The organism is Mesorhizobium sp. WSM3859, from assembly GCF_002295065.1.
GTDB lineage: Bacteria > Pseudomonadota > Alphaproteobacteria > Rhizobiales > Rhizobiaceae > Mesorhizobium.
The window spans coordinates 235,554-247,957 of record NZ_NSGG01000007.1; the positions used below are offsets into that span (position 1 = coordinate 235,554).

The 12,404-nt window shown below is 63.2% G+C and carries 11 protein-coding genes; 8 read left to right on the top strand and 3 right to left on the bottom strand.

Annotated features, from left to right (window positions below):
* Positions 1-144 precede the first annotated feature (144 nt).
* Entirely contained in the window at positions 145-966 is an 822-nt protein-coding gene (locus CK230_RS17440) for a DUF2066 domain-containing protein (RefSeq protein ID WP_095818372.1), read from the bottom strand.
* Between the two features lie 85 nt (positions 967-1,051).
* Between CK230_RS17440 and CK230_RS17445 the strand changes: the two genes are divergently transcribed.
* The 5 genes from CK230_RS17445 (at position 1,052) to CK230_RS17465 (ending at position 4,542) form a co-directional block, all read left to right on the top strand.
* The gene (locus CK230_RS17445; protein ID WP_176480127.1) at positions 1,052-1,600 is read left to right on the top strand and encodes an isoprenylcysteine carboxylmethyltransferase family protein; all 549 of its coding nucleotides are present in this window, start codon (positions 1,052-1,054) and stop codon (positions 1,598-1,600) included.
* A gap of 110 nt (positions 1,601-1,710) precedes the next feature.
* A complete protein-coding gene (locus CK230_RS17450; RefSeq protein WP_095818374.1) occupies positions 1,711-2,754 on the top strand; it encodes an enoyl-CoA hydratase/isomerase family protein in 1,044 nt (347 codons plus the stop codon).
* Entirely contained in the window at positions 2,751-3,173 is a 423-nt protein-coding gene (locus tag CK230_RS17455) for a DUF6163 family protein (RefSeq protein WP_095818375.1), read from the top strand. The genes CK230_RS17450 and CK230_RS17455 overlap by 4 nt, the downstream gene beginning before the upstream one ends.
* 301 nt (positions 3,174-3,474) lie before the next feature.
* The gene (locus tag CK230_RS17460) at positions 3,475-3,990 is read left to right on the top strand and encodes a MarR family winged helix-turn-helix transcriptional regulator (protein ID WP_040983294.1); all 516 of its coding nucleotides are present in this window, start codon (positions 3,475-3,477) and stop codon (positions 3,988-3,990) included.
* Positions 3,991-4,167: 177 nt separating this feature from the next.
* Positions 4,168-4,542, top strand: coding sequence for a hypothetical protein (locus CK230_RS17465; protein WP_245429961.1), 375 nt, complete (start codon positions 4,168-4,170; stop codon positions 4,540-4,542).
* Positions 4,543-4,634: 92 nt separating this feature from the next.
* Here CK230_RS17465 and CK230_RS17470 read toward each other — a convergent pair whose 3' ends face one another.
* On the bottom strand, positions 4,635-5,441 hold the full coding sequence (locus CK230_RS17470; protein ID WP_095818376.1) for a DUF2278 family protein: 807 nt from the start codon (positions 5,439-5,441) through the stop codon (positions 4,635-4,637).
* A 435-nt stretch (positions 5,442-5,876) separates the two neighbouring features.
* On the opposite strand from CK230_RS17470, the gene CK230_RS17475 reads away from it, so the two are divergent.
* On the top strand, positions 5,877-7,130 hold the full coding sequence (locus CK230_RS17475; RefSeq protein WP_095818377.1) for a L,D-transpeptidase family protein: 1,254 nt from the start codon (positions 5,877-5,879) through the stop codon (positions 7,128-7,130).
* 62 nt (positions 7,131-7,192) lie between these two features.
* Here the strand turns inward: CK230_RS17475 and CK230_RS34020 are convergent, their stop codons facing one another.
* Positions 7,193-7,918, bottom strand: coding sequence for a LuxR C-terminal-related transcriptional regulator (locus CK230_RS34020; RefSeq protein ID WP_095818378.1), 726 nt, complete (start codon positions 7,916-7,918; stop codon positions 7,193-7,195).
* A 619-nt stretch (positions 7,919-8,537) separates the two neighbouring features.
* Here CK230_RS34020 and CK230_RS17490 point away from each other — a divergent pair.
* Both CK230_RS17490 and CK230_RS17495 read left to right on the top strand, forming a co-directional pair.
* Positions 8,538-8,909 carry a hypothetical protein gene (locus CK230_RS17490; RefSeq protein WP_095818380.1) on the top strand — a complete coding sequence of 124 codons (372 nt, stop codon included), beginning with the start codon at positions 8,538-8,540 and terminating at the stop codon, positions 8,907-8,909.
* Positions 8,910-8,913: 4 nt separating this feature from the next.
* The gene (locus CK230_RS17495; protein ID WP_095818381.1) at positions 8,914-12,303 is read left to right on the top strand and encodes a DUF4132 domain-containing protein; all 3,390 of its coding nucleotides are present in this window, start codon (positions 8,914-8,916) and stop codon (positions 12,301-12,303) included.
* The last annotated feature ends 101 nt before the right edge of the window (positions 12,304-12,404 follow it).

A 12,404-nucleotide genomic window follows, 5' to 3' on the forward strand; every position in this document is an offset into this window, starting at 1 on the left:
GTGTCCGCGAAGCGGACGGAGAGGGGGCCGTCGTAGGGGGGCAAGCGTTCCAATACGAGGCGCTTTTGCCGACGGAAAAGGCGCTTCCCCTCTCCGTCTCGGCTTCGCCGAGCCACCTCTCCCCACTTCGTGGGGCGAGGAATGTCAGGGCTGTCCGTGCCCCGACAGGATCTGCGCCGCGCCCCTCATCGCCACCCGGAACGCCTCGTCGAAGCTGACGCCGCGCACCTGCCAGCGATAGGTCTTGCCATGATCGGCAAGCCGCCAGTCGGCGATCCAGCCGAGTTCCTTGTCGCTCCACACGATGCTGCCGGCGAGCGCCCGGGCCGCTCCTGCTTTCTTCGCCAGTCTGTCGAGCCTTGCGATGTCCGCCTCGGAAAGCGCCTTGTCATCGAGCCCGCCGAGCTGCCCGGCCTTTGGAAAGGTGACGCGCATCAGCAGCGGACCGGCGGCATTGGCGAAGGATTCGCGCATCGCGTTGCCGCGCTGCTCGTCTTGCGTCAGCGCGAAATGCCGCGCGCCCTGCTCGGCGGTCATGAAGACGGCGATCGGCGGCCGCTCGCCGGGCCAGGGCCTGCTGCCAAGCTGCGCGAGCAGCTTGTCGACGACGGCCGGCTTGTAGAGGCAGGTCAGATCGTGCGGCCGGTCATGCGTGCCTTGCTCGTCATGGATCGGAATTCCCTCGAGCCGGTCGCGGTAGCGGAAGGACTGGACGAAATCGGCCGCTTTCTCGCGCAGCGCCAGCATCTCCGTCTTCTGCGTCAGCCGCTGATCGCCCGAGACCTTGACCAGCACCTTGTCGAGACAATCCTTGAAGCCGATCTGCCGGTTCACGTCTCCGGTGCCGGTGACGATCGTTTGCGCCTGGTAAAGCTCGGCGGCCGTCGCGGCGATGACGGGGCGACAGCCGAAACAGATGGCGATCATGCCGATCACCATGGCCGCGAGGCGAGAAAATCCGGGCATGGCTTGCCGTCCGGTTCAAGATGCCCATTTTCTAGCACCGGGCGCGCGCGGTGGCCAAGGCGGAGGCTAAATGAAGGAGCGAGGCATGGCCTTCATCTGGTTCATCTATGCCGCCTGGCTCATGCTGACCATCTTCCTGACCGTTCAGGCTATTGGCGTGAAGCGGGACACCGAACCGCATCTTTTGCAGAGCTTCGGCTTGATGTTTGCCATCATCGCTGCCTTCCTGCTGCCGCGACTGCCGATTTTCGGCTTCGTCAATTTCGCGCCCGTCAGCACGGTCCTGGGCGGCATCGGCGCCGCGATCACCGTCGCGGGCATGGCGCTGCTGGTCTGGGCGCGGCAGGCTCTCGGACGCAACTGGAGTCAAACCGTTTCGGCCAAGCAGGAGCATGAGCTGGTAAGGTCCGGTCCATACAGTCGCCTGCGTCATCCCATGTACACCGGCGGCCTGCTCGCCTGTATCGGCTCGGCGATCGTGGTCGGCGGCCCCTTCGTCTTTCTGTTGATCCTGCTCGGGGCGATTTTCATCTGGAGGGTCGGCGCCGAGGATCGGCTTCTGGCGCGGCAATTCCCCGACGAGTTCCCCGATTATGCACGCCGCACGAACGCGCTTATCCCGTTCGTCTGGTAGTCTGCCCGCCGCAAGAGGCACGGCCTGTCGCCGGTACTCAACAATTGACGTTGGCCCGGTCGCCGCTTAGCACTTCACCTCCCGCAGGCGCGGGGGAGGATTCTCTGACGATGGATTTTGGCGGAGGCGACGAGATCCGCTTCGAGCGGCTGGGCAGAGCGGGCGTGGTCACATTGACACGGCCGAAGGCGCTCAACGCCGTCACGCACAACATGGTCAAGGCGCTTGCCAAGGCGCTCGACGCCTGGGAACAGGATCCGCGCGTCGGCGTCGTCGTCGTCAAGGCCGAGGGCAGGGCATTTTCCGCCGGCGGCGATATCCTGCATATCTATGAGGCCGGCCGCGCCGGCAAACCGCCTGTCGACTTCTTCGCCGACGAGTACCGGTTGAACGCCCGCATCGCCCGCTTCAAGAAACCCTATGTCGCGCTGATCGACGGCATCGTCATGGGCGGCGGCGTCGGCATCTCCTTTCACGGCTCGCATCGCGTGCTGACCGAGAACGCGCAGTTCGCCATGCCCGAGGTCGGCATCGGCTTCTTCCCCGATGTCGGCGGCAGCCATTTGCTGCCGGATCTCGGCGGTTCGTTCGGCATGTATCTCGGGCTGACCGGAAGCCGCATCCGCTATGGCGATGCGCTGTGGTCGGGGCTCGCCACCCACACCATCAAGGCCGAGGACCAAGCCGGCCTGCTCGACGAGCTGGCGACGAGCGGCGACGCCAATGCGGAGCTGCGCGATTTCTTCGTACCGGCCAAACGCGAGACCGAGCGGCAGGACCTGGAGGCGATCGCAAGCCACTTTTCGCAACCTTCGCTCGCCGGCATCATCGACAGTCTGGAGCGGGCAGGGGCCGACGATGCTTTTGCCGCAAAGACGCTGGCGACGCTTAAGACCCGCTCGCCGACCAGCCTCAACGTCGCCTGGCGCCAGATCAGCGCGGGATCGACGCTGTCGATGGACGAATGCATGAAGATGGAGTTCCGCATCCTCAACCGCATGCTTGCCGGCCACGATTTCTATGAAGGCATCCGCGCCGCCATCATCGACAAGCGCTCAAAGCCGGAATGGCGCCCGGCCGGCCTGGAGGAGGTCAGCGCGGCCGACATCGACACCTATTTCGCGCCGCTCGGAGACAAGGAGCTCATCCTGTGAGCGAGGTCACCTCCAGGCGCGTGGTGCTGCAGCCCTCGACCACCGAGGTCATCTTCGCCTGGTTCCAGCGTGTGATCGCCGGCTACTGCCTCTTGTTCGGAATTCTCTACTGGATCCGCCTGATCGGCATTTATCCCGGAGAATTGTGGCGCTTCGACCTGATGCCGGTGCATTGGCAGGTGGCGGCGGCCACGCTTGCCGTCTTTTTCCCCTTCGCCGCGGCGGGCCTTTGGATGCTGGCGTCCTGGGGGCCGGTGATCTGGTTCATCTGCGCGGTGACCGAGACGGTGATGTATGCCGGCTTCCCCAATCTCTTCGGCCACCGGATGCTGATCGTGATCTCGCATGGCTGCGTGGCCTTGCTCTACATCGTCTTTCGCGTCACCATCTGGCTGCAGAAGCGCCAGCTGCGCCAATGAGCATGATGCCGAAAAGTGTGAAGCGGTTTTCGGACGACATCATGCTCCACTCATAGAGCCGGCCGTAGACCGGCCTCCCAGGGCCGATTTCCGAGCCCGCTTGCCCGCAAAATCCATTGGCTAAATCTTTAGGTTAATTGTTCTTGCTCGGGTGACCGATCGTTAAGCGTCTTCCGAAACCTCTTACCGGTAAGCTCTTGTTAGCCCTGGCGTTTAAGTCGAATTTTATGAGTATTCGATAGTGTCGCGATCAAGGTGAAAAACAAAAAATCACCAAGGCGACAAACGAGAGGCAAAGACAATGATCAATTCGCGTCCGGCGGCGAAGACCGCAAACGTATCCGACGATCGCCGCGAGGCTATCCGCTCACTGTACATGGAATCGCTGCAGCTGGTGGAGCGTCTGCACCGCCGTCTGCTTGACGTGATCAAGGACGAGTTCGACCGCAACGGCCGTTCCGACATCAACGCCATCCAGGCGCTGCTGCTCTTCAACATCGGCAATTCCGAGCTGACCGCCGGCGAGTTGCGCTCGCGCGGCTACTATCTCGGCTCGAACGTCTCCTACAATCTGAAGAAGCTGGTCGACCTCGGCTTCATCAACCACCAGCGCTCGCGCATCGACCGCCGCTCGGTCCGCGTCTCGCTGACGCCGAAGGGCAACGAGGTGGCCGATGTCGTGGCTGGCCTCTACGAGCGTCATGTTGGCTCGATCGAGGCGGTCGGCGGCATCAACACCGACGAGTTCAAGCAGATGAACCGCGCCCTGCAGCGCTTGGACCGCTTCTGGAACGACACGATCGCGTATCGGATGTAAGCGCTACGAATTGGGACAGAAAGGCCGCGCCGAAGAAGCGCGGCCAGACGAAGAATGCAGGACCGGTGCTGGAAGGCGCCGGTCCTTTTCTGCTCTGCCGGCGCTCGGGTGGCGGGTCTCTGCTTTGTTTCCGTTCGCCTGGCACCGCCAAATGTCGGGGCTCGCAGGGAGTGCGCAATGGGCTTGGGAAAATGCTCGAAGACGTGCCTCGGTACCGCGATGCTTGTACTGGTGTCGCACTCGTCTTTTGCCGAAGAGTGGTGGAAGGATTCATTCGCCGCTGTAGGCAGTTCGCCATGCGACAACAATGACTCGATCGTGACATTCACCGACAGGACGGTGGACATGTGGGAAGTTGGTTGCGCGCTGGACAAGGTTCAGAAGATCAATCGCCTTGACGCCGTCATCCTGGACATGACCTGCACCGACGGTGAGACCTCGAGCAAGAAGCGCGAGCTCCTGCTCAAGCTGGAGGACAACAAGATCCTACGCTATCCTCAAAATGAGATCCTGCAACGGTGTTCGGAGTTGAAGGCGGATGGGCGGCCCTGACTTGGAACGTCGCGCTGATGGATTGCTGACAGACCATGTTGATACGCTGAAATCAAAAAAAGGGGTCAGCCGCAGCGGCGGCACGACCAGGGCTAGGGTAGCGGTTTGCCCTGATCGTCTGTCCGGTCGGACTGCGTTCCGAATTTGTTCATGAAGGCTGACGCCGTACCATCTTGCTTGAAGGCAATCGTGATGCCGTCCTGCCAGGTCGCGTTCTCCCCGGCATGCGGGCCGGGAGGGTCTCCCTGGTTCTGATGGATGTTGTGAACGCCGAGCGTTCCGTCGTGAAACGGCTCGCCAAAGACCATGACGCGCTGCGCTCCTGCCAGCACCGCTTCCAGATCAACAAGCGCTTGAAGGCTGGTTCCACTGTTCCACGGCGCAATGTTCATCCATAACTCGAGCTTTCGGGATTGCAACGTGATGCGTTTGACCGGCCGCAGCTTTTTCAGGCTCTTGGCGCCGCGCAGCTTTGCCTTCGCGATCACCGGTTGGCGGCCTTCCAGGGCAACTTGGTGGAGCAGGTCCCGGCCGACCAGTTCTTCGGGCGGAATAGGCGGCCAACGCGGCTCGAGGTCCACGATCTGCGGGATCACGAATACGTCCCTCAACCTGGTGTCGCGAATGTAGTCGACGGCTCCGGATCCTGCTTCGCTTTGAAGCGAATGCCATCCATCCTGCAGCGATAGCAGGGGAGTCCATTCGTTGACCCGCAAGGGTTGGATGCGCCAGTGAACCGGGGACACTTGGCTGTCCACGTCGATGGCGCATCTGTACTCACCATTCGGCGTATGCACCTTCATGTTGCCATGCATGTACCGGCCAAAATTATCGACCGGATCGCGCCAATAGTCGCTTTTCGTTCCTATGACAAAACCATAACCATGTGCGAGACCCAAAGCACCGCCTCCTCAATGACTTGATTGCCTCAAGATTTTATATTTCCGATGCTATCATGCGATCTGGCGCCGTAGCACGGGCAGTCCGTTGAAACGGGCGTCGGCGGGCTGCTGTCTGCGCTTAGTGCCCCACGGCGCCCCACTTACCGCTAGCCGATGCAAAAAAGCATCGCTGTGATTTCTTTCACTTTCCCGCCACGTGCAAATCGCAGACCAAGGCCACGTTGCCGCCATAATCGCGGGCAATGCGAAATGTGGGTGATGCTGCGGGCCTATGCCCCGCGCTCCTTGGAACCTGCGTGGCGGCAGCGCGTTTCTGGCGGCCGGTTAAGCGGGGTCATGGTTGGCGAATTGTTAAGTTTGCCAACCCTAGAGTGCGGACAAAGCCGCCCGGCAAGCGATTGAGCGAGAGCGATCAAACAAAGAATGTCTGCCATGAGAACCAGCCGCCGTTTCTTCCTTACCGGAGCCTCCGTGCTCGCCGCCGCCGTGGTCGCCGGCCAGGCCAGCGCGCAGGATGTGGTCGGGGACATCCTGAAATCTTCGACGCGCGGCAACTGGGACGACCAGTTCGACGCCCGCGGCAACGACACCAACAAGGTCGCCTCGACGCTGCCGATCTTCAGCCAGCAGACGGTGGCCTTCACCGAGCAGGCTGTCGCGCAATACCAGAACATCGTCTCCCAGGGTGGCTGGGAACAGGTTCCGGCGACCAAGAAATTACAGCTCGGCGTCGACGACCCGGATGTCGTGCCGTTGCGCAAGCGCCTGATGGTCTCGGGTGACCTGCCGCAGAGCGCCGGCATCTCGACGGCCTTCGATTCCTATGTCGATTCTGCGGTCAAGCGCTTCCAGCTCCGTCATGGCCTGCCGGCCGACGGCGCCATGGGCAAATACACCTATACCGCAATGAACGTCTCGGCGCAGATCCGCCTCGGCCAGTTGCAGACCAACCTGCAGCGGCTGAAGGAAAAGGCCGGAACGCTCGGCAGCCGTTACGTGCTGGTCGACATTCCGGGCGCGCAGATCGAAGCGGTCGAGAACGACCGTGTGGTGCTTCGCCACACGGCAATCGTCGGCAAGATCGATCGCCAGACGCCGATCGTGAACTCCAAGATCAACGAGATCATCGTCAACCCGTACTGGAACGCGCCGGTCTCGATCGTGCGCAAGGACATCATTCCGCTGATGCGGAAGGACCCGAACTACCTCAAGGACAGCCATATCCGCCTGTTCGCGCCGGACGGCAGCGAGGTCGATCCGATGAGCATCGACTGGTCGACGGACGATGCCGAGAAATACCGCTTCCGCCAGGATCCGGGCAGCAACAACGCGATGGCCTCGGTCAAGATCAACTTCCCGAGCCCGGACGGCGTCTACATGCACGACACGCCGCAGCAGAGCCTGTTCGGCAAGCTGATGCGCTTCGATTCCTCCGGTTGCGTGCGCGTCCAGAATGTGCGCGACCTCGTCACTTGGATCCTGCGCGATACGCCCGGCTGGGACCGCCAGCATTTCGAGGCGGCGATCAAGACCGGCGAGAACACGCCGATCAATGTCGTCAATCCGGTGCCGGTCCACTTCCTCTATCTGTCGGCATGGTCGACGGCTCCTGGCGTCGTGCAGTTCCGCGACGACATCTACGGCCTCGACGGCGCCCAGGAGCTGCAGATCAGCTCGGCTCAGTAAGCATCTGATCTTGAACAAAAAAGGCCGCTCTCGTAGCGGCCTTTTTGTTGGGAAATGCTGGTTTAGATAAGGCGCTGGTTCACCACCCGCGCCACCGCTTGCGCGCGGTTGACGGCGCCGAGCTTGCGCCTGGCATTGTCGACATGGAAACGCACCGTGGCTTCGGCGATGCCAAGGATCACCGAGATTTCCCAGTCGGTCTTGCCTTCGGCGACCAGCGCCAGGCTGTCGCGTTCGCGCCGCGTTAGCCTGACGACAGTGGCCGGCGGCGGCGAGGTCAGGCTCATCAGCCTTTCCGTCAGCGCAAGGCCCGCCATGTGGATGGCAAAGCGCTCGTCCGGCGCGAAGTCCCGCCCGCGAAAGCCGAGATGCAGGGAGGCAATTACGCCATCCGCCCCGTAGGAAGTGGCGCAGAGCGCGTCGTCGATATTCGCCTCGCTCAGCGCCTCCCAATAGGCGCCGTATTGCGCATCGTCGTGCGGCGCGAAATCGCTGAAGCGGTAGCTCGTGCGGCTCTCGCGGATCGCCCCCAGCAACGGATTGCATTCGAAGCAGACATAGTCGAAGGCCGGGCTGCCGGGCCAGCCGCTTGGCGCCAGCCTGGTGATGAAGCCGCCGGCCGCCCAGTGGCTGGCCGACGTCAGGATCGCCGACGGCCGCCGGTAGAGCCTTGTCTGCAGATAGGAGGCGCCGAAATCTTCCATTGCCGCGAAGAAGGCCACGCTGGCGTCTTCGGCCGTAGGCGCCGCATACGCCGCCTCCACATGCGTCATCAATCGAGACAGCATCGCTCGCCCCAGTTTCAACCCACCCGAAACGCAGGGTTGCACGGGCCGTTCCCTGTCGCAAGGGCCGGGGCGCTTTGCCTGTCAACCCGGCGCTTTCGAGGGGTTGATGGAGTTGGCCCCTCGCGTATCACGAGAGACGCGGTGCCAGCCACCCGCGCGCTTCCGGCGGAACAGCGCGGACCCGGCGCCCTCTTCTGCATTTGCCACGCCGATTCCAGGGCCTTGGCGTGGCGGCCGGCTACCCGGCGCCCCTTAGCAGCCTTGCGCTGACGCCGGGTGCCGGCCGGTTTTTTCGAATTTGGCTGGCGCTCCGGATATCGCGAGCCGCCGGATGCGCCCCGACATCGGGGACGCTCTCGACCAAACGCCGCGGCTGCGGCGAGAGAGCGGGCGTGGGGCCGTCGGGGCGCATCTTCGGCTTGTCGTCGTCCTTTCATTTCGCGAGCGAGTGGTCGGCCAAAGCATCGACGACAAAGCGGCCAGGAACCGGCTGCGGAACGACCGCTCAGCATTGCACCGGTTGCATTAGGCATTCATCCACCATGGGTAGGTTGATGATTTCTCCTTCATCTGCCGGTAATGTCTATTTGGCCAGATTGCGCCGAGGCGGGGGAAGATCATGAGCCATATCGTCGTCCACGATCAGATCGGCGCGCGCAAGCCGGTGCGCAATTTCGTCATGGAATGGAACGACGGCGTGCCCTGCACGGTACGCGAGCTGATCGCCGAGCGCGTCCGCTACGAGCATGAGAAGGTCCATGCGCCGAAGAGCGGGCTCAGCGCCAACGAGATCGTCAACCTGCCCAACCTCTTCCTGTTCGACAAGACCAGCGCCGAGAAGGCGATCGAGAAGGCGCTGGCGTCGTTCGAGAGGAACGGCTTCATGCTGTTCGCCGATGGCAGGCAACTCAGCGATCTCGACGAAACGATCACGATCATGCCGCGCACCGACGTGACCTTCATCAGGCTTGTTCCGCTCAAAGGGGGCTGACCGCATGAGCTGGCTTTCCAATCTGCGGGCACTTGCCGGGGCACTGGGAGGCGGCGCAACACCGCCGGCGCCCGAAGTGGTGACCGGCGAGCGCTTGATGCGGCAGATCGAAAGGCATGCCAAGGCAACCCTGAACAGCTACGAGGAAAGGCGCCGGCGCGAAGCGCAGGCATTCGCCGAGGATCTCGAGGCCGTCCGCCGGTTTGGCGGCGGGCCGCTGGTCGATCGGTTCCTCGCTTCCATCCAATCCTGCAACGACGCCCTGACCAAGCGCGATCAAGCCATGATCGACGCGATCCGCCCAGCCTTGCGCAAATTCTCGGCATCCGAGCGATCCGACTTGTTCGACTATCTCGGCCTGCTGCAGCAGCGCATCGGCTGGGTGGTGGAGATGAACAATTATGGCGTCTTCGTTCATCTGCCCGGCAGCGAGCTCGCCAGCAATTTTGGCCGCGCCTGCAATTTCCTGTGGCGTGACCTGCTGCAGGTCGGCTTCGAGGTCGACGCGGCTAGGGCCGCGCCTGTGCTGGCGCTGCTCGGACAGGAGATTCCTGGCCTGAGATTGAAGGGAAGCATCTCCTATCCGAAGGGGATGCCCAAGCTCGGCATCGTGCGCGAGATCGAGCGGGCGGCGCGCAACGGGCTCGCCTTGACGGGGAAGGACCGTGAGAACGCGGCGCGTATCATCGCGCTGATCTGCGACGTGCCGGAACATCGCAGGCCCACCGGACCCGAAAAGACTGACCTGCCGCTGATCGTCTCCTTGAAAGCGATCGCCGGGCTCGACCAGCAGGACGGTTTCTTCGCCCGCATGCGCGACTGCAAGGCGCCGCGCGTCCCGGACCTGGGCTATACCGAGCCGTCGCCAGAACGCATCGCCTTTTGGGACGCGGTGCTGGTCGAGGTCGCGGCGCTGCTCGACCATGCTGCGCGTTTCCGCGCCGAAAACGGCGCGCTGAAGAGCTGGCTCGCCGACCCCGCGCAATTCACTGAACTGTTCGGCGGCGGCGAGGATCCGCTCTTCACCTTCGGCTGGTGGAACCGCAACACCAAGGGCGAGAAGGGTTTTTCCGAATATGCCGACAATGCGCTGCGCACGATCCTGCATGGAGATATCGCCGACGACAGCTTCCTCAAGCTGCCTCCGCTGACGCCGGAGGTGACGAAGGAGCTGCGCGAGCGCGCCAAGACGATCGACAGCGACTGGCCGTTCGACTTTTCCTCCTTCGGCATTCCGGGCATCGAGATGTTCGCGCTCGAAGGAAAGGATCCTTCCGGCAGCCTGCTCAATCATCTTGTCGATCCCGGCGATAGCGCGCCGGGCAAGACCTGGCTCAAGGAGTGCACCCGCCTGATCGAGGCATTCGGCGCCGATACGGTGCTCGATTGCTTCAACCGTTGGATGGCGCTCGGCATCGGACAGCGCATCTCCGGGATCGACATGAGGGCGAAGAACAACATCGCCGTCTATGCCGCGGCATTCAACAAGTACCATGTGTCGCTTTACCCGGAGACGATGCCCGAGGCCGGCACGGCCGGCTATGCGCGCGACGTGCGCCGTTCCGCGCTCAAAGTCATAGTGCGCGCGCCCGGCATAACGCGGTGGCGCCGCAGCGTGTCCGCCGAGGTCAGCCGCTACGACATTCCAAAGCTGACGGCCTCCTATTCCGAAAACAACCAGATCGTCGGACGCGGCATCGCGCTCGGCCTGGCCTGCCTTCCGGCCGAACAGGCAGTGCCGATGCTGGAAAAGTTCGCGGCGGGTCTTCTCGTCACGCACTACGACAGACGTATCTGCCGCTCGCCGAAGGCCATGGCCGGCATCGTCTGGTCGCTCGGGCAGATCGGCGCGCGCGAGGCGGCCTTCGCGCTCGGCCGCATCCGCCGGCAGACCGCCGACAAGAAGATGCTGAAGACGATCGACAGGGCGCTGGCGGAAGCCGGCAAGCAGCTCGGTCTTGCTCCGGACGACATGCAGGAAATCGCCATGGCCGATCACGGCATCGGCGCCGGCGGCGTTCGCGCGATCGAGCTCGGCGGCATGACGGTGGAGCTGGTCGTCTCCTCATCGACCAAGGCCGGCCTGTTCACGATCGAACCCAACGGCAAGCGCAAGCGCGGCATCGCCAAGGCGTTCCTGGCGCTGGAAGGCGGCAAGGAGATCGCCGAGGAACTGCAGGAGGCCGCGGCCGATATCGAGATCATCCTGCCGGAGGCGCGGCGCCGCATCGAAGGCGCCTGGCGCGACGGGCGCAGCTGGAATCTTGCCGGCTGGCAGGACCGCCTGGTCGACAACGGCCTCTTGCGGACATTGACCGAACGGCTGATCTGGCGCTTCTCCGGTGATGGCCCGGACATGGTCGCCATGATCCGCAATGGCGTCTTTATCGGCCCCGATGGCAGTGAGCTGCCGTCGCCCGGCGAAGCTTCGCGCGTCCACCTCTGGCATCCCCAGGAAAGTCCGGCCGAGACTGTTGCCGCCTGGCGCAATTTCCTCACCGAAAACCGCATCCGTCAGCCCTTTATCCAGGCCTGGCGGCCGATCTATCTGCTCACCGATGCCGAACGCGTGACGAACACCTATTCGAACCGCTTCGCCGGCCACATTCTCGAGCAGGCGCCGGCGATGGGTATTTTGAAGAAGCGCGGTTGGCAGGCCTATAACCGCACCATGGACGGCAACAGCGCCGAGCATGAGCGCGTGCGCTTGACGCTGCCGCATTTCGGCGTCGCCGCCGAATACTGGATCGCCGGCATCGGCAGCCGCATCCAGCAAGGTGTCGCGGCCGAGCATGGCGGCCGCCTGTTCGCCTTCATCTCCTGCGACCGCGTCAGCTTCTTCGCGCTGGACAAGAACGGCAAGCCGGGCGGCGAGCCGATCCCTTTGGAGAGCGTGCCGGCGCGAGCCTTCTGCGAGGCGATGTACGATATCGACCAGATCGTCGGCCGCACCTCGATCGGCGCCGATCGCAACTGGCAGGACCGCGGGGCAGGGGCGGCGCATCCGCTTTCGGAGGTGCCCGAGTTCGTCGATTACCATCGCCGCTACTCGTCCGGCCAGGCAAGCGAGCTGGCCAGGTCGAGGCATGACTTCCTCGCCAAGCTGCTGCCGGGCCTGGCGATCGCCAGTCAGTGCTCGCTGAGCAGCGATTTCCTGATGGTCGACGGCAAGCTTGCCACCTACAGGATCAATCTCGGATCAGGCAACATCCTGATCGCACCCAACGATCGCTATCTGTGCATCGTGCCGGCCGGTCGTTCCGAGGCCGAAAGCTACGTCCCCTATGAAGGCGACGAGATCCTGTCGCTGATCCTTTCCAAGGCGATGATGCTCGCCGACGACGAGCACATTGAGGACAAGTCGATCCTGCGCCAGATCGAAGCCGGGCGATAGCTTTCTTGCTGGATCGTCACCCTGGTCCGCGAGCCGGACGCAGGCGCTGGACGGCACGCGGTCACCTTCTCCGAAGCGGTCCTCAAGGGTCGCGAACCGCG